The sequence below is a fragment of the Micromonospora chokoriensis genome (assembly GCF_900091505.1).
Taxonomy (GTDB): Bacteria; Actinomycetota; Actinomycetes; order Mycobacteriales; family Micromonosporaceae; genus Micromonospora; species Micromonospora chokoriensis.
The window spans coordinates 4,606,820-4,623,193 of the sequence record NZ_LT607409.1; the positions used below are offsets into that span (position 1 = coordinate 4,606,820).

General features: G+C 72.0%; 16 protein-coding genes. 12 read left to right on the forward strand and 4 right to left on the reverse strand.

Annotation, left to right across the window (positions count from 1 at the left end; translation table 11 throughout):
• Nucleotides 1–55 precede the first annotated feature (55 nt).
• Both GA0070612_RS21215 and GA0070612_RS21220 read right to left on the reverse strand, forming a co-directional pair.
• A complete protein-coding gene (locus GA0070612_RS21215; protein ID WP_088989505.1) occupies nucleotides 56–1,318 on the reverse strand; it encodes a nucleotide sugar dehydrogenase in 1,263 nt (420 codons plus the stop codon).
• Between the two features lie 125 nt (nucleotides 1,319–1,443).
• Complete coding sequence (locus GA0070612_RS21220) at nucleotides 1,444–2,820, reverse strand: serine/threonine-protein kinase (protein ID WP_088989506.1); 1,377 nt, start codon at nucleotides 2,818–2,820, stop codon at nucleotides 1,444–1,446.
• Between the two features lie 530 nt (nucleotides 2,821–3,350).
• On the opposite strand from GA0070612_RS21220, the gene GA0070612_RS21225 reads away from it, so the two are divergent.
• From GA0070612_RS21225 to GA0070612_RS21270, 10 genes are all read left to right on the forward strand, one after another.
• Nucleotides 3,351–3,983 (forward strand): RNA polymerase sigma factor, encoded by a 633-nt coding sequence (locus tag GA0070612_RS21225; RefSeq protein ID WP_088989507.1) that lies wholly within the window; start codon nucleotides 3,351–3,353, stop codon nucleotides 3,981–3,983.
• Nucleotides 3,984–3,999: 16 nt separating this feature from the next.
• Nucleotides 4,000–4,773 carry a hypothetical protein gene (locus GA0070612_RS21230; protein ID WP_088989508.1) on the forward strand — a complete coding sequence of 258 codons (774 nt, stop codon included), beginning with the start codon at nucleotides 4,000–4,002 and terminating at the stop codon, nucleotides 4,771–4,773.
• Nucleotides 4,774–4,929: 156 nt separating this feature from the next.
• A complete protein-coding gene (gene egtA / locus GA0070612_RS21235) occupies nucleotides 4,930–6,168 on the forward strand; it encodes an ergothioneine biosynthesis glutamate--cysteine ligase EgtA (RefSeq protein ID WP_088989509.1) in 1,239 nt (412 codons plus the stop codon).
• A 149-nt stretch (nucleotides 6,169–6,317) separates the two neighbouring features.
• Nucleotides 6,318–7,637: an ergothioneine biosynthesis protein EgtB gene (gene egtB, locus GA0070612_RS21240; protein WP_088989510.1), complete on the forward strand. Its 1,320-nt coding sequence runs from the start codon at nucleotides 6,318–6,320 to the stop codon at nucleotides 7,635–7,637.
• A gap of 28 nt (nucleotides 7,638–7,665) precedes the next feature.
• A complete protein-coding gene (gene egtC, locus GA0070612_RS21245; RefSeq protein ID WP_088991658.1) occupies nucleotides 7,666–8,412 on the forward strand; it encodes an ergothioneine biosynthesis protein EgtC in 747 nt (248 codons plus the stop codon).
• Nucleotides 8,413–8,460: 48 nt separating this feature from the next.
• Nucleotides 8,461–9,426, forward strand: a complete 966-nt coding sequence (egtD, locus tag GA0070612_RS21250; RefSeq protein ID WP_088989511.1) for an L-histidine N(alpha)-methyltransferase — start codon at nucleotides 8,461–8,463, stop codon at nucleotides 9,424–9,426.
• 215 nt (nucleotides 9,427–9,641) lie between these two features.
• Entirely contained in the window at nucleotides 9,642–10,229 is a 588-nt protein-coding gene (locus GA0070612_RS21255) for a TMEM165/GDT1 family protein (protein WP_088989512.1), read from the forward strand.
• Between the two features lie 71 nt (nucleotides 10,230–10,300).
• Nucleotides 10,301–10,663, forward strand: coding sequence for a DUF1622 domain-containing protein (locus GA0070612_RS21260; RefSeq protein WP_088989513.1), 363 nt, complete (start codon nucleotides 10,301–10,303; stop codon nucleotides 10,661–10,663).
• Nucleotides 10,663–10,983: a hypothetical protein gene (locus tag GA0070612_RS21265; RefSeq protein WP_088989514.1), complete on the forward strand. Its 321-nt coding sequence runs from the start codon at nucleotides 10,663–10,665 to the stop codon at nucleotides 10,981–10,983. Before GA0070612_RS21260 ends, GA0070612_RS21265 begins: the two co-directional genes overlap by 1 nt.
• Nucleotides 10,984–10,987: 4 nt before the next feature.
• A complete protein-coding gene (locus GA0070612_RS21270; protein WP_088989515.1) occupies nucleotides 10,988–11,185 on the forward strand; it encodes a hypothetical protein in 198 nt (65 codons plus the stop codon).
• Between the two features lie 13 nt (nucleotides 11,186–11,198).
• On the opposite strand, the gene nhaA is transcribed toward GA0070612_RS21270, so the two are convergent.
• Entirely contained in the window at nucleotides 11,199–12,545 is a 1,347-nt protein-coding gene (nhaA, locus tag GA0070612_RS21275; RefSeq protein ID WP_088989516.1) for a Na+/H+ antiporter NhaA, read from the reverse strand.
• A 337-nt stretch (nucleotides 12,546–12,882) separates the two neighbouring features.
• Here nhaA and GA0070612_RS21280 point away from each other — a divergent pair, with 337 nt between their 5' ends.
• Nucleotides 12,883–14,346: a polysaccharide biosynthesis tyrosine autokinase gene (locus GA0070612_RS21280; protein ID WP_088989517.1), complete on the forward strand. Its 1,464-nt coding sequence runs from the start codon at nucleotides 12,883–12,885 to the stop codon at nucleotides 14,344–14,346.
• On the opposite strand, the gene GA0070612_RS21285 is transcribed toward GA0070612_RS21280, so the two are convergent.
• On the reverse strand, nucleotides 14,327–14,881 hold the full coding sequence (locus GA0070612_RS21285; RefSeq protein WP_088989518.1) for an arsenate reductase/protein-tyrosine-phosphatase family protein: 555 nt from the start codon (nucleotides 14,879–14,881) through the stop codon (nucleotides 14,327–14,329). The two genes, GA0070612_RS21280 and GA0070612_RS21285, sit on opposite strands and share 20 nt — an antisense overlap.
• Nucleotides 14,882–15,049: 168 nt before the next feature.
• Between GA0070612_RS21285 and GA0070612_RS21290 the strand changes: the two genes are divergently transcribed.
• The gene (locus GA0070612_RS21290; protein ID WP_088989519.1) at nucleotides 15,050–16,297 is read left to right on the forward strand and encodes a glycosyltransferase family 4 protein; all 1,248 of its coding nucleotides are present in this window, start codon (nucleotides 15,050–15,052) and stop codon (nucleotides 16,295–16,297) included.
• Nucleotides 16,298–16,374: the final 77 nt, after the last annotated feature.

Here is a 16,374-nt window from a genome sequence, read left to right on the forward strand (position 1 = left end):
TCCGCCGGCCGGTCCCGCGAACTGTCGCAGGCGGGACCGGCCAGCGGTGCCGGGTCTAGAGGCGCTCGACCAGCGGGCCGACGCACCGGTTGCGGGTGTCGAACACGTAGCGGGCGTGCCGGACCACGAGGTCGTAGTCGAAGCTGTCGTGGTCGGTGACCACCACCACCCCGTCGGCGGCGCTCACCTCCCGCTCGGACAGCCCGACCACGGTGACCCCGGCCGGGATCTGGTGCGACTCGGCGTACGGCTCCACCGCGTGGACCTCGGCCCCGAGCGCCTGCAACCGGCGGGCCACGTCGACCGCCGGGGAGTCCCGCATGTCGCCGGTGTTCTTCTTGTACGCCAGTCCGAGCAGCAACAGCCGGGCGCCGCTGACGGATCGGCCCTTCCGGTTCAGTCCCGCCATGACCCGCTGCGCGACGTGCTCGGGCATCTCGTGGTTCACGTCGTTGGCCAACTCGATGAACCGGAACTGTCGGCCGAGGCGGCGCTTGACCTGCCACGACAGGTAACACGGGTCGATCGGCAGGCAGTGCCCGCCCACTCCGGGGCCGGGGCGGAACGGCAGGAACCCGAACGGCTTGGTCTCGGCGGCGTCGATCGCCTGCCAGACGTCGATGTCGAGATGGTGCGACAGCATCGTCAGTTCGTTGATCAACGCGATGTTGACCTGGCGGAACGTGTTCTCGATCAGCTTGGTCAACTCGGCGACCCGGGTGGAGTCCACCGGGACGGTGCGGTGCACGAGCCGCTGGTAGAACTCGTCCACGCGGGTCAGCGACGCCGAGTCCACACCGGAGACGACCTTCGGGGTGTTCTCCAACTTCCAGGTCGGGTTGCCCGGGTCGATCCGTTCCGGGCTGTAACCGAGGTGGAAGTCGCCCGGGCTGGTCAACCCACTGGCCGACTCCAGCAGCGGGCGCAGCAGCTCCTCCGTCGTGCCCGGGTACGTGGTCGACTCCAGGACGACGGTGCAACCCGGCCGGACGTACGGACCGATACCGATACCGGCCTGCTCGACGAAGCTCAGGTCGGGAGTGCCGTCGCGCAACGGGGTCGGCACGGTGATGACGCAGATGTCGAAGCCCTCGGCGTCGGAGTACTCCGTGCTGGGGTGGTAGCGGCCGCTGCCCAACGCCCGGCCCAGCCGATCGGTCGGGATGTCCTCGATGAACGACTCGCCGGAGGCGAGACGCTTCACCCGGTCGGCGTCGACGTCGAGGCCCACCACGTCCAGCCCCGCTTCGACGGCACGCAGGGCCAGCGGCAGCCCGACGTACCCCTGACCGATCACGACCAGCTTTTCAACGCTCACCCAGCGCTCCTGCGGCAGTTGGTGGAAATGGCCTGCAGAGAGCCTAGAGGCGTTTTCAGCGACGTAAGTCCGTTTTGGGGATATCGGTGCTGGTGGGACTGCGCCGGCGGGCAGCGCGGGGCGGACTACCCGCCGCCCGCGCCCTCCGGAATGGTCGGCGTGCTCTCCGTCTCCGTGGGCGTGGCCGACGTCGGCGGGGTGCTCGGTTCGCCGGTCGGACCGCCGGTGGGCCCGGTCGTCCCGGTCGGCGTCCCCGTCGGGGTGGGTGAACTGGTCGTCTGGCTGGGCTGCGTGCTCGGCGTGGTGGAGACCGAGGCGGACGGGGAGTTGCCCGGGACCGGCGGCCGATCAGGTCGAACGGGGTCACCGGTGGTGACCTGCTCGTTCGCGGCCGGCAGCTCCTGCGGGCCGCTCGGCGCGACCGTCGGCGAGGTGGTGGGTAGTTTGACCGCCGGGCTCTCGCCGGTGTGGCGCGCCGCGCCCAGGGCGGCACCGAGCCCGACCAGCGCGACCAGGACGGCCGCGGCCGCGCCGACCAGCGGCCCCCGCCGCCGCTGACGCCCGGCCTGCGCCGCGCTCGCCACCGCCGCGCCGGCCGGCACGTCGGTGCGGGTGCCCGGGCCGGCGTCGCGCAGGGCAACCGGTGTGGCCATCGCCGTCGGAGGCTCGCCGCCGGTGACCGCGGTACGCGCGGCCTCGGCCATCGCCGCCCCGCTGCTGAACCTGTCCTGCGGGTCCTTCGCCAGTGCCCGGGACACCAGGGCGCGGACCGCCTCCGGGATGTCGTGCGGCAGCTCGGGTGGTTCGTCGTCCAGGTGGCGCACGGCGACCTGGAGCGGGTTGTCGCCGGTGAACGGCGGACTGCCGGTGAGGCAGCAGTAGGTGACCGCGCCCAGCGCGTAGATGTCGGTGGCACCACTCACCGGCCGACCGGCCGCCTGCTCGGGTGCCATGTAGAGGGCGGTGCCGGGCACCGCGTTGGTACTGGTGATGCTGGTGATGTCGGTGGAGCGGGCCACACCGAAGTCCACCAGGACGACCGTGCCGTCCTCCTGCACCAGCAGGTTGCTGGGCTTGACGTCCCGGTGCACGATGCCACCGCGGTGCGCGGCGTTGAGCGCGGCGGCCGCCTGGGCCACGATCGACATCGTCTCGGCCACGTCGAGCCGGCCAGCCGTCTCGATCCGCTTGGACAGCGGCTCACCGGCGACGAACTCCATCACGAGGTAGTCCGCTCGCCCGCCGTCGTCGGGCAGGTCGTCGGCGCCGCAGTCGAAGACCTGCACGATGCCCGGGTGACGCAACGCCGCCATGATCCGGGCCTCGGCCCGGAACCGGGCGATGAAATCCGGGTCGGAGACCAGTGCGGGCAGCAGGACCTTGACCGCGACCTGCCGGCCGAGGATCAGGTCGGAGGCACGCCAGACGTCGCCCATACCGCCGGTGGCGACACGTTCGTCCAAGCGGTAGCGACCGCTGAGCACGACCTCCGATGACAACACCGCATTACCGTACCCAGGTTGGCGTTGTACGGCGTACCGCGGCCTGTCGTCCGTGCGGGTGACACGATTCGCGGCGGCACCGCAACCGGTGTGGACGCCACGTTCCCGTGACGCGGTGATCGACGTGCGGTGACGAAACCTCACATCCCCGCGAGTGTGGACGCCCGAAGGGCGACCCGAGGGCCGCGACCGAGCACGGATCGCCACCCCGGGTCACGGATTGTTACGCCGACATGCCGTTCGGCAGGGTTGATAATTGTCACTCTTCCGTGACGCGGCGCCGACTTGTCGCGTCGTCGGTCCCCTCCTAGCGTTAGCCCGGCTCGGGTCCCCGGCGACGTCGGCGCGCGCCGCCGACCACCGTGGCGGTGGCCCGCACATCCGGCCGGACCACCCGGGTCGCGGGCGCGATCAGAGCGGCGAGGGGCGGTACGAGTGCGGCGACTGGTCGGTTCGGCGTCTCGTTCCCCCTGGTCTGCCTCGCTGTGGCAGCTGAGGTCGGTATTCGCCGAGCAGCTCACGGATCGCGGATGACCGGCGACCTGTCGGAGGCGGTCAGCGCGGCGCAGAGTGGCGACGAGGACGCGTTCCGCCTCCTCTACCGCACCCTCCAGCCGGGACTCCTGCGGTACCTCACCGCCCTCGTCGGCGCGGACGCCGAGGACGTCGCCTCGGAGTCCTGGCTGCAGATATCGCGCGATCTGCCGACGTTCAGCGGTGGCGAGTTCCGCGCGTGGGTCGTCACCATCGCCCGTAACCGGGCGATGGACCACCTGCGCCGGCTGCGCCGCCGCCCGGCCCTCCCCGTCCCGGTGCAGGCGCTCGTCCACCTGGCCAGCGACGCGGACACCGCCGAGGGGGCCAGCGAGACGATCGGCACCGAGACGGCCCTCGCGCTGATCGCCACCCTCCCTCCCCGGGAGGCCGAAGCGGTGCTGTTGAGGGCCGTGGTCGGGCTCGACGCGGGATCCGCCGGCCGGGTGCTGGGCCGTCGGGCCGGTGCCGTCCGGACCGCCGCCCACCGGGGCCTGCGACGGCTCGCGGCCCTGCTGGAGCGTGAGGATTCGGTCGAACGGCCGGTCGGGGTCGACGGGGCGCCGCCACCCCGGTCGGGCAGCAGTTCCGCCGTGCGGGCGTCGCACACCGAGCCGGTGGACGGCTGACATGAGGGGATTTCCGATGAACCCGTTCCGGCGGGCCGACCACGCCGACACCGAACGGCTGCTCGACTCCGCCCAGCCCGACGGGGGCACCCGGCCGGTTTCGGACGCCACCCCGGTGGACACCGACGTGCCGTCCGCCCCGGTCCCGGGGTCCACGCCGGCCGAGCCGGTTGCCCGGTTGCTCGCTGCGGCCGCCGGCCCGGTCCGGCCCGGGGAACTGGCCGGCGAGGAGGCCGCGCTGGCCGCGTTCCGGGCCGCCCGGGCCGAACCGTCGCCGTCGGTGCCGCACCGGGCGCGTCGTCGACGCCTGACCACCGGTGCGGCGGCCTGGATCGGCGCGGTCGCGGTCACCGCCACCGCCGGCGCCGCCTTCGCCGCGGTCCGGCAGGACTGGATACCGGTACCTGTCGCACCGGAGCCGCCCCGAGCCACGCCGACGCCGGATTCGCCCCGGTCCGGCGACACCGCCCCGCCACCGACGGAGACGCCGTCGCGCGACACCGCGTCGCCCCGCCCACCGTCGCCCGGCACGCCGTCGGCGGCAGCGCCACCGGCGCACAGCCCGCCCGCCGGCCCGTTGCACGGCCAGTGCCGTTCGTGGCTGGACAAGAAGCCCGACCAACGGGAGAGGGCATTGCGGACGCCGGGCTTCGAGCGGCTGGTGACCGCCGCCGGTGGTGCCGAGCGGGTCGAGGAGTACTGCCGCCGGCTGGTTGCCGAGGCGAAGCCCTCCGCACCGGCGAAGTCCGCCGCGCCGCGCCCTCCGTCGGGTCGCCCCTCTCCGAAGTGAGCGGTGCCCGCCCGGGCGGTTAGTTCCGCCCGGCATGGGAAATTCGTCTGTCGGACAGAGGTTGGTGACTCCGTGCACGCCCTCCGACGGTGTCGGTGGGTGGGTCTACCGTGACACGGTGTCGCTGAGCCGGCACCTGAGGAGGGGATCCGACCGTTGGTGACGTCACCCGAGCTGGAGCGCAGCGCCATCCTGCGTGAGTCAGCAGCCGCAGGCCGGCATCTTGCCCGGATCTGCTTCAAGACCGGTCCGCCGACCCACACCGGCGTCGAACTGGAATGGACCGTGCACGACGCCGCTGATCCCGTCCGTCCGGTCGACCCGGCGCGGCTGCGGGCGGCGCTGGGGCGGCACAGCCCCGCCACGTTGGATCCCACCAGCCCGGCCGAGCCGCTGCGAGACGGCGGCGTGGTGACCCTGGAGCCGGGCGGCCAGTTGGAGATCTCCACCCCGCCCCGACCCTCGACCGCCGCGTTGATCCAGGCCACCGAGGCCGACATCGCCCAGGTCACCGACCTGCTGGCCGCCGCCGGTCTGGTCCTTGGCCGCAGCGGCATCGACCCACACCGACGGCCCCGCCCGGTGGTGGAAACCCCCCGTTACCGCGCGATGCGCGCCGCCTTCGACCAGCGTGGTCCGGCCGGCCGCGTCATGATGTACAGCACCGCCGGCCTTCAGGTCTGTCTCGACGCCGGCGAGCCGGACCAGGTCGCCGGCCGGTGGGCCGCGGCTCACGCCGTCGGTCCGCCGCTGCTCGCGGCGTTCGCCTCCGCCAACCGGCACGCCGGGCGTCGCACCGGTTGGGCCAGTGCCCGGATGGCCGCCTGGCTGGCCATCGACCCGGCCCGCACCCGAGCGGTCTGGACACCCGGCGACGCCGCCGCGGATCCGCGGGACACCTGGATCCGGTACGTGCTCGCCGCGCCGTTGCTCTGTCGGCGCCGGCCCGGCCCGGACTGGACCGTGCCGCCCGGTGTGACCTTCGCCGACTGGCTCGACGGCGCTCTGCCGCAGCCGCCCACCACCGATGACCTCGACTACCACGTCAGCACGCTCTTCCCGCCGGTGCGGCCGCGCGGATACCTGGAGCTGCGCTACCTGGACGCCCAGCCCGAGCGGGACTGGCGGCTCCCGCTGGCGGTGCTGGGTGCCCTCTTCCACGACCCGGACACGGTGCGGGGCGCGTACGCCATCTCGGCCTCGGTGGCGCACCGCTGGTCGACCGCCGCCCGCAGGGGCCTGGCCGACCCCGCGTTGGCCGCCGCCGCGACGGGCCTGCTCGACCTGGCCCTGACCGTCCTGCCCCGGCTGGGTCTGCCGGTCGACACCCGGAAGGAGGTCGAGCGAGGGGTACGACGGCGGCTGACCGCCGCCACCAGGCAGGGCGACCGGTGAGTACGCAGTCGCGAGCGGCAGGGGGACCGGTGAGGGCGAGGAGTGAGCCGGGGTCGCGAGCCCCGCAGTCGCGAGCGGCAGGGGGACCGGTGAGGGCGAGGAGTGAGCCGGGGTTGCGAGCCCCGCAGTCGCGAACGGCAGGAGGTTCGATGGGTTCGAGCAGTGAGCAGTTGCGTGACCGGATCGCGGTGGAGTTGGCCCGGGCCCGCTCCCGTACGTCGTTGTTGACCGAGGTGGTGGACGACGGTGAGTTGATGCGTCAGCACTCGCCTCTGATGTCGCCGCTGGTCTGGGACCTCGCCCACGTGGGCAACCAGGAGGAGCTGTGGTTGGTCCGTGACGTCGGCGGGCGTGAGCCGGTGCGGTGTGACATCGACGAGTTGTACGACGCGTTCAAGCAGCCGCGGCGGGACCGCCCGGCGTTGCCTCTGTTGCCGCCCGCCGAGGCGCGTGCCTACCTGGGCACGGTGCGGGACAAGGTGCACGACCTGCTGGACACGGTGGCGTTCGGCGAGCGGCCGTTGGTCGCCGACGGGTTCGCCTTCGGCATGATCGTGCAGCACGAGCAGCAGCACGACGAGACGATGCTCGCCACCCACCAACTGCGCGCCGGGTCGGCGGTGCTGCACGCCCCGCCGCCGCCCGAGCCTACGGTTCGGGTCGGCGGGGAGGTGCTGGTGCCGGCGGGGGAGTTCACGATGGGCACCGACACCGACCCGTGGGCGTTGGACAACGAACGTCCCGCGCATCGTGTCGACCTCCCGGCGTACGCCATCGACGCGGCACCGGTCACCAACGGGCAGTACGAGGCCTTCATCGCCGACGGCGGTTACGACGATCAGCGGTGGTGGAGTCCGGAGGGTTGGGCGCATCGGCTCCGGGAGGGGCTGGTGGCGCCGATGCACTGGCGGCGGGACGGCGACGAGTGGTCGTACCGGCGTTTCGGCCGGTGGGATCGGGTGCGTGGGGACGAGCCGGTGGTGCACGTGTGCTTCTACGAGGCGCAGGCGTACGCGGCGTGGGCCGGTAAACGGCTGCCGACCGAGGCGGAGTGGGAGAAGGCGGCCCGGTGGGATCCGTCGACGGGACGGTCGCGGCGGTATCCGTGGGGCGACGAGGACCCGACCGGGGCGCACGCGAACCTCGGTCAGCGGCATCTGTGGCCGGCGCCGGTGGGCGCGTACCCGGCCGGTGTGTCGCCGTTGGGTGTGCATCAGCTCATCGGTGACGTCTGGGAGTGGACGTCGAGCGCGTTCGGCGGGCATCCGGGCTTCACCGCGTTTCCCTATCGCGAATACTCGGAGGTCTTCTTCGGCGACGACTACCGGGTGTTGCGTGGTGGTTCGTTCGGCACCGACCGTTCGGCGTGCCGGGGCACCTTCCGTAACTGGGACTATCCGATCCGCCGGCAGATCTTCAGCGGTTTCCGCTGTGCCCGCGACGCCCGACCGGACGAGTCGTACCGGTGATCGGCGGTCCGGCGGGCGGGGCCCGCTGATGTGTCGTCACCTGGTCTATCTGGGACCGCCGGTGACCCTGGCCGAGGTGCTGTTCGACCCGCCGCACTCGTTGGTGCGGCAGTCCTGGGCTCCTCGGGACATGCGCGGCGGCGGCACCGTCAACGCCGACGGGTTCGGCGTCGGCTGGTACCCGGGCGAGGGTGAGCCGGTGCGGTATCGGCGGGCGCAGCCGATCTGGAGCGACCCGACCATCGCCCAACTGGCGGCGGTGACCCGCGCCGGGGCGGTGCTCGCGGCGGTGCGGTCGGCCACTGTCGGGATGGCGGTGCTCGACGGCGCCGCCGCGCCCTTCGCCGAGGGGCGGTGGCTGTTCAGCCACAACGGTGTGGTCCGCGGCTGGCCGGACGCCGTGGTGCCGCTCGCCGCCGGTCTGCCGGTTCGTGACCTGCTCACGTTGGACGCCGCCACCGACTCGGCGTTGCTGTGGGCGTTGGTGCGGCAGCGGCTGCGCGCCGGGGACGACCCGGGGGACGCGGTCGGGAGCACGGTGGCCGACGTCGCCGCGGCCGCCCCCGGGTCGCGGCTGAACCTGCTGCTCACCGACGGCCGGCGGGCGGTGGCGAGTGTGGCCGGGCATGCGTTGTCGGTACGCGAGTCGCCGGGTTCGGTGCTGCTCGCCTCCGAGCCGCACGACGACGGCCCCGGGTGGCGGGCGGTGCCGGAGGGGCACCTGGTCCTCGCCACCGCTGACGAGGTGCGGGTACGTCCACTTCCCACCCGGTGAGCAGCGCCGGGCGGCACACGATTGTCGATCGAGCAGAGGGGCGAGTTGATGACGGCGGAACCGCTGGAGGTCTACCTCGAGGAGCGCGATCTGGAGCGTGGTCTGCGCGACGACGTTCGGGCCGGGCTGAGCGCCGAGCAGAAGTGGCTGCCGCCGAAGTGGTTCTACGACGCCCGGGGCAGCGAGTTGTTCGAGGAGATCACCCGCCTTCCCGAGTACTACCCGACCCGGGCGGAGCGGGAGGTGTTGGCCGAGCGGGCACCGGACATCGCGGCGTTGACCGAGGCCAAGACGTTGATCGAGTTGGGGTCCGGGTCGTCGGAGAAGACCCGCCTGTTGTTGGACGCGTTCACCCGCCGGGGTGGGCTGGGCACGTTCGTCCCGCTCGACGTGTCGGTCAGCGCCCTGCAGGGGTCCACCGCCCAGATCGCCGCCGACTACCCGGGCCTGCGGGTGCGGGGCATCGTGGGGGACTTCACCCGACAGTTGGACCGGCTGCCGACCGGAGGCCGACGGCTCGTGGTCTTCCTCGGCGGCACCATCGGCAACCTGCTGCCCGCCGAGCGGGCCGGGTTCCTCACGGCGATGCGCGCGACGCTGGAGGTTGGCGACTGGCTGTTGCTCGGTACGGATCTGGTGAAGGATCCGTCGGTGATCGTGCCCGCCTACGACGACGCGGCCGGGGTCACCGCCGAGTTCAACCGCAACGTGCTCCAGGTGATCAATCGGGAGTTGGGCGCCGACTTCGACCCGGGGGCGTTCGACCATGTCGCTCTCTGGAATCCGGAGCACGAGTGGATCGAGATGCGGTTGCGGGCGACCCGGCCGATGCGGGTGCGGGTGTTGGGCATGACCGTCGACTTCGCGGCGGGGGAGGACCTGCGTACCGAGGTCTCGGCGAAGTTCCACAGGGAGGGGATCGCCGCGGAGGTGGCCGCGGCGGGCTTCGGGACGGCGGAGTTCTGGACCGATCCGGATGGGCTCTTCGGGGTCACGTTGGCGCGGGCCCGGTGAGCCTGTTCACCCGCCTCGAACCGGGCCGCTGGTGATCGGTTAGGCTGAGCGGGCGAAGGGGAGTAGCCCCCAATGTCGTGGTCGACATACTGGTGTGTTCCGCATCCGGCCACGCGGCCCCGGTCTCCGGGGCGGGCGAGACCTTCGACTCAGGCTGTTGCAGCCGGGTCGAGGGCGCCCCTGTACCTCCTCCCGGCATGAGCGGGAAGGACGTCATGGAGGGATTTTTCGCCGCGCTGGTCGTCAGCTTCGGCGTCATCTTCGTCGCGGAGCTGGGAGACAAGTCCCAGTTGATGGCGTTGACCTTCGCCACGCGGTTCAAGCCGATCCCGGTGCTGATCGGCATCACTGTCGCCACGGCGGTGGTGCACCTGGCGTCGGTGGCGATCGGCGCGGGCCTCGGGGCGGTGTTGCCGACCGAGTGGATCTCCCTGGTGGCCGGTGTGGCGTTCCTCGGCTTCGGCGCGTGGACCCTGCGCGGGGACAAGCTCACCGAGGAGGAGAAGCGGAAGGCGGAGAAGACGAACAAGACCGCGCTGATCGCGGTGTCGGTGGCGTTCTTCCTGGCCGAGCTGGGTGACAAGACGATGCTCGCCACGATCACGCTGGCCACCAAGTACGGCTGGTTCGGCACCTGGCTCGGTTCCACCATCGGCATGGTGGCGGCGGACGCGTTGGCCATCCTGGTCGGTCGGATGCTCGGTCGTCGGTTGCCGGAGAAGACCATCAAGTACGGGGCGGCGATCCTGTTCGCCATCTCCGGTCTGTGGCTGATCCTGGAGGCGGTGAACGAGCTGACCTGAGGCCTCAGGCCTGTTTCATACGCCAGTGAGAAACAGGCCTTAGCTGCCCCGAGGGCGGGTAACGGCCCGGGGTGGAGCCGGCCGAGCTGTTGCGACACGGCGACCAGGTGTTGGTGGCCGTGGTGGAGGTGGCCGGCGCCCTGGTGATCTTCGTGGGCGCCGTCTGGGCGGCGGTGCGGTTCGTGGTCGAGGGGCTGCGACACCGCACCGCCGCCCGTTTCACGCCGATCCGGCTGTCGCTGGGCCGGTTCCTGACGCTCGGCCTGGAATTCCAGTTGGCGGCGGACGTGCTGCGGACCGCGGTGTCCCCGTCGTTCGAGCAGATCGGCCAACTGGCCGCGATCGCGACGATCCGGACGGCGTTGAACTACTTCCTGGGCCGGGAGATCCGCCAGGAGCAGCGCCAGGTGGCCGAGGGGGAGCGTCACGGGTGATGGAAGTCCTGGTCACCGCGGTGACCGCTCTGGCCCTGGTCGTCGCCGTGGTGACAGTGCTCAGCACCGGTGCGCTGAAGACCGGCGTCCGACTGCTGCTGGACCTGCTGACGGCGGCCGGGCTGATCCGGCTGGCCGGCGATCCGGGCTGGAACGGTCTGCTCGGCGCGCTGGCGATCATCGCCCTGCGGCAACTGCTCGGCGCGGCACTGAGCGCTCCGACGCCGTGGTCCGGGCGACAATCCCCGGCCCCCTGCGCCGACGACGATTGCCACCTACCGTTGGCGCTAGGACGCGACACCGGGAAATCGGGAGGATGACCAGATGAGCCGGCACGACGAACCGAACGAGTACGGCTTCTCCGGCGCTGGCACCGCTCCCGAGCCGCCGCCCGGCGGGAAGCCCGACGAGCAGGATCGTGCCGAGGAGGTGGCGGTGCCGGGCGACGACCTCACCGCCCCCGCCGCCGAGGCGGTGGTCGAGGAGACCGAGGACCTGCCGCCCGCCGACCGTCGACGCTGACCGGAGTCGCCGATCAGCCCTCGGCGGGCCGCTGGTAGATGTCGGGCACGCCGTCGCCGTCGGCGTCGAGCCGTTCCCGCTCCGCCACCCGGCGGTACGCCGCGTTGCGCCGGACGAGCACCGCCGCGGCCAGCCCGGCGGAGATCACCGAACCGAGCAGCACGGCCGCCTTGACCCGGCCGTCGGTGGTGCTGTCGACGCCGAAGGCGAGGTCACCGATGAGCAGCGAGACCGTGAAGCCGATGCCGCCGAGCATCGCGATACCGAGCAGGTCGGACCAGGTGACGTCCTGGTCCAGTTCGGCCCGGGTGAACCGGGCCAGCAGGTAGGTCGAGCCGAAGATGCCGACGCTCTTGCCGAGCACCAGAGCGGCGACGACGGCGATCACCACCGGGTCGGTCAGCAGGGCCGTCAGGTCGCTGCCGCGCAGTGTGACCCCGGCGGCGAACAGGGCGAAGACCGGTACGGCGAAGCCGGCCGACACCGGGCGCCAGCGGTGCTCCAGGCGCGCGGCGAGCCCACCCTCGGCGTCGGAGGCCGATCGGTCACCGGTCGCCGTCCGGGGACCCGCCAGCACCGGGACCGTGAAGCCGAGCAGGACGCCGGCCACCGTGGCGTGCACACCGGAGGCGTGCATCAGCGCCCAGGCGGTGATCGCCAGGGGGATGAGCGCCCACTTCCAGGCACCTCCGCGCCGCACCAGAATCGCGAAGATCCCGATCGACGCCAGTGCGGCGAACAGTGCGGCGGGCTGTAGGTCGGCGGTGTAGAAGACCGCGATGATGGTGATCGCGAACAGATCGTCGACCACGGCGAGGGTGAGCAGGAATGCGCGGAGGCCGTGGGGCAGATGTGTGCTGACCACCGCGAGTACGGCGAGCGCGAAGGCGATGTCGGTGGCGGTCGGAACGGCCCAACCGCGTAGCCCCTCTCCACCCGCGCTCAGGACGACCGCCACGTAGATCAGCGCGGGCAGCAGCATTCCGCCGAGCGCGGCGACCACCGGCAGCGCGGCCCGGCGTGGGTCGCGCAGGTCCCCGGCGACGAACTCCCGCTTGAGTTCCAGGCCCACCACGAAGAAGAAGACGGCCAACAGGCCGTCGGCCGCCCACGCGGCGACGTCCAGGTCCAGGTGCCAGGACGCGCCGCCGGGCCAGGGGACCCAGTGGGCCAGCCGGGTGTACGAGTCGGACCACGGGGAGTTGGCCCAGACGAGCGCGACAGCGGCACCGAGCAGCAGCAGCGCGCCGCCCACGGTCTCGGTCCGCAGCACGTCGGCCAGGTGTCGGGCCTGCGGCCAGGACGACCGGGTGAACAGTCGCATCGTCCGCGGGCGCTGGTCGGATGGCGGGGTGGTCATCTGCGGGGGTCACCTCGGACGTCAGGACGGCATGATTCCACTCGCCGACCAGGCTTCCCGGCACACCACTACGGACCCTATCCGGCTTCGCGTCCGACGGCGACCACTGGGCCGATCGGACCTCGCCTGACCGGCTTTCGACTTTTTCCTCGTTGTCGCCGCTGCCGAATGGACCGTTGTCGGGTTGGTCATCCGGATGCATGTCGCACTGCGGAAAACACTTAACTCCGGACATAAGCCTCATGAAGCGCTTTAATGGTTTCACGAGTTTAGAAACGACCTTGGGGGTTTTCGTGAAGTTCTTTGGCGTAACCGGACCGGCACGGAGGCGCGCCTGATGGATCTGCTCCGCCAATTGCGTCACGTGCGTAGGCACTGGTGGGTCGCGCTGGTCACGGTCATGGTGGCCCTGGGCGTCTCGGCCTTCCTGACGGTGCGCGCCCAACCCCGGTACGTCGCGTCGGTGACGTTCTTCGTCACCACCCCCAACACCGGCGTCACGGATGCCTACCAGGGTGGACTCTTCCTCCAACAGCGCGTCAAGTCGTACGCGGACCTGCTCACCAGCGACCGACTGGCACAGAGCGTGGTGGCCGAGACCCCGGTCGGCCTCACCGCGGACGAGGTGCAGCGGCGGGTGACCACCTCCACGGAGACCGGCACGGTCATGCTCCAGGCGTCGGTTACCGACACCGACCAGACCCGGGCGTTGCGCGTGACGGAGAGCCTGTCGGCGAAGTTCGTCGAACTCGTCCAGAAGGTCGAGACGACGCCCGAGGGCAAGGCGCCGATCAAGATCGAGGTGGTCAGTGGTCCCCGGGTGAGCGCCAACCCCGTGTCGCCGCAGCCGGTTCGGAACCTCACCCTCGGTGGCCTGATCGGTCTGCTCCTCGGTATCGGCCTGGCGATCCTGCGCGGTGTGGCCGACGTCCGGCTGCGCGACGCCGCCGGTCTGCAACGGGCCACCGGCAGCCCCCTGCTCGGCGAGATTCCGTTCGAGGGCAACGCCCGCAGCGCGCCGCTGATCGTGGGTGACGCCGCAACATCCGCGCGGGCCGAGGCGGTGCGCAAGTTGCGTACCAATCTGCGTTTCGTGGATGTCCACGAGCCGGCTCGGGTCATCGCCGTGACCAGCGCCCTGCAGGGTGAGGGGAAGACCACCCTGTCCTGCAACCTGGCCATCGCCCTGGCCGAGGCGGGCTGGCGGGTGCTGCTGGTCGACGCGGATCTGCGCCGCCCGAAGGTCGACGACTACCTGGGCCTGGACGCGGGCGTCGGCCTCACCGACGTGCTCGTCGGCGACGTGCAGGTCGGCGACGTGGTCCAGCGCTGGGGAGACAAGTCGCTGCTGGTGCTGCCCAGCGGTTCCGCCCCGCCGAACCCGAGCGAGCTGCTCGGTTCCAAGGCGATGTCAGACCTGCTGCTGGCGCTCCGGGAGTCGGCGGACATCGTGATCATCGACACCGCGCCGCTGCTCGCGGTGACCGACGGCGTGGTCGTCGCCGTACAGGCGGACGGGGCGCTGCTGGTGACCCAGCAGGGTCGTACCTCGCGGACCCAGGTCGCCGCCGCCGCCCGTTCACTGCACTCGGTCTCGGTGCGTCTACTCGGCTGCGTGCTCAACATGGCGAAGGTGGCCAAGGCCGAGGCGTACCAGTACGAGGCCTACCGGGTGGTCGCCTCGACGCCCACGCAGTCGGTGCCGGCCGAACGGACCGCGTCCGGTCGGCATGTCGCGACCACCGACGGAGTCAACGGCGTCACCGATCACACCCAGGAACTCACCCGGCTGCCCCGATGAGCGCGGCGAGGGGTCGCAGCGACCGTTCGATCTCCTCGGCGCAGCGTCGGAAGTCGGCGGCGGTGCCGCCGATCGGGTCCGGGAGGTCGTCCGCGTCCGGGGCGGCGGGTTGCAGCCGTCCCCGGGCCAGGGCGGCGGCGGCGATCGCCGCCGGCAAGGAGTCGTCGGCCGATCCGGCGGGCGGTTCGGCCGCCGCGGCCAGCCGGCCGAACTGGCGCACGGTGAACGTCCGGTGCAGCGCGGCCGGCGCCAGCGCGGTGCAGACCGAACGCTGGCGTCGGGTCGCGGTCAGCACCAGCGTCGCGTCGGCGAGGTATTCGGGGCGCAACGCCCGGGTCCGGAACGCCGCCGGGTCCGCGCCGCTGTCGGTCGCGACCTCCATGGCGTACGGGTGCATGCCCAGCCCGTCGATCGCGTCGGTGCCGGCACTGGCCACCGTGACGGGCCGACCGGCCAGCAGTCGGCGGGCCAGGAACTCGGCCATCGGCGACCGGCACAGGTTGGCGTGGCAGACGAACAACACACGATCAGCCATCGGGGCTCCTCTCATCGACGCGGACTCGCCTGGCCGCACCGTGGGGGCGGTGCGTCGACGCCGGTGCTCGCGTGGGGAGGGGTTGCCGGCATCGTACGCGCGCGCGACGCCCGCAGGTCGTCGTGCCGCGCCGGCCGACGCTGATCCGTGCCGGACGGGGGTGTGCCAGTGAGGATCGGCATCCTGTCGTACCACTTTCCGCCCGAGCCGGCGTTCATCCCCGGGAGTCTCGCGGAGGAGTTGGCCGCGCGTGGGCACGAGGTTCGGGTGCTCACCGGATTCCCGGACTACCCGGGCGGCCACGTCTATCCCGGCTGGCGACAGCGATGGCACCACGAGACGCACAGTAGGCAGCTGACCGTCCGACGGGTGCCGCGCTACCCCGGGCGGGTGACGTCCGCCAAGGGCCGGACGGCCAGCTACCTGTCCTTCGCGGGCAGCGCGACGTGGGTGGCCCGGCGGTACTTCAGCGATCTGGACGCGCTCTACGTCTTCCAACTACCGGCGACGACGTTCGCCGCCGCCGGTGTGCTCCGGTTGCTCGGACAGGTCCCGGCGGTGCTGCACGTGCAGGACGTCTGGACCCGTGACGGCGCCGAGGAGACCGGCGAGGACCGCTGGGCGGCGCGGATGGGCGGCGCGATGACCCGGATCTTTCGGACCGCGGCGCGGATCGCGGTGGCCGCGCCGTCGATGCGGGATCTGGTGGTCGCCGCGGGCGCCGACCCGACCCGGGTACGAACGGTTCTCAACTGGACCGACGAGCGGATCTTCCACCCGGTGACGCCCGGCGTGGCTGCCCGCCACCTGATTCGCCGGGACGGTCGGTGCGTGGTGATGCACGCCGGGACCATCGGCGCGCGGCAGGGACTGGAGACCGCGGTCCGGGCGGCGGCGGCGCTGGACCGGACGATGGACCTGGTCCTCGTCGGTTCGGGCGCGGACGAGCGGCGGGTGCGGGGGCTCGCCGCCGAGCTGGGCGCGGACAATGTCCGCTTCGTGGAGCGACGGTCACCTGTCGATATGCCCGAGCTGTACGCCGCCGCCGACTACCAACTGGTCATGCTGCGCGACCTCCCGGAGTTGCGCGGCACGGTGCCGGGCAAGCTCCAGGCCGCGCTCTCGTGTGCTGCCCCGGTGGTCGCGTCGGCCGGCGGGGATACGGCCGAGCTGGTCGAACGGGCCAGGGCCGGCCTCTCCTGCCCGCCGGAGGACTGGGCGGCGCTGGCCGACCGGTTCTGGCTGGCCGCCACCATTCCGCCGCCCGCCCGGACCGAGATGGGCCGCCGAGGGCGGTCGGCCTACCTGCGGGAGATGTCGCTGCCCGCCGGGGTGGACCGGATCGAGCGACTGCTGCACGAGGCAGCGGGGCGGGCCACCGCACCGGCCACCGAACCGCGAGGAAAACTCGCTTAAACGGTAATCATGTCGATACCGGCACGAACTTCCCTGATACATGCTAAGAACGTCAGGGAATCGACCATCTGTCCGAT

Bases quoted from the DNA above. Each gene is read 5' to 3' on its own strand.
- GA0070612_RS21225 (WP_088989507.1), top strand. From the start codon at position 3,351: ATGACCGGCGACCTGTCGGAGGCGGTCAGCGCGGCGCAGAGTGGCGAC.
- GA0070612_RS21230 (WP_088989508.1), top strand. From the start codon at position 4,000: ATGAACCCGTTCCGGCGGGCCGACCACGCCGACACCGAACGGCTGCTC.
- egtB (WP_088989510.1), top strand. From the start codon at position 6,318: ATGGGTTCGAGCAGTGAGCAGTTGCGTGACCGGATCGCGGTGGAGTTG.
- egtC (WP_088991658.1), top strand. From the start codon at position 7,666: ATGTGTCGTCACCTGGTCTATCTGGGACCGCCGGTGACCCTGGCCGAG.
- egtD (WP_088989511.1), top strand. From the start codon at position 8,461: ATGACGGCGGAACCGCTGGAGGTCTACCTCGAGGAGCGCGATCTGGAG.
- GA0070612_RS21255 (WP_088989512.1), top strand. From the start codon at position 9,642: ATGGAGGGATTTTTCGCCGCGCTGGTCGTCAGCTTCGGCGTCATCTTC.
- GA0070612_RS21265 (WP_088989514.1), top strand. From the start codon at position 10,663: ATGGAAGTCCTGGTCACCGCGGTGACCGCTCTGGCCCTGGTCGTCGCC.
- GA0070612_RS21270 (WP_088989515.1), top strand. From the start codon at position 10,988: ATGAGCCGGCACGACGAACCGAACGAGTACGGCTTCTCCGGCGCTGGC.
- nhaA (WP_088989516.1), bottom strand. From the start codon at position 12,545: ATGACCACCCCGCCATCCGACCAGCGCCCGCGGACGATGCGACTGTTC.
- GA0070612_RS21280 (WP_088989517.1), top strand. From the start codon at position 12,883: ATGGATCTGCTCCGCCAATTGCGTCACGTGCGTAGGCACTGGTGGGTC.
- GA0070612_RS21285 (WP_088989518.1), bottom strand. From the start codon at position 14,881: ATGGCTGATCGTGTGTTGTTCGTCTGCCACGCCAACCTGTGCCGGTCG.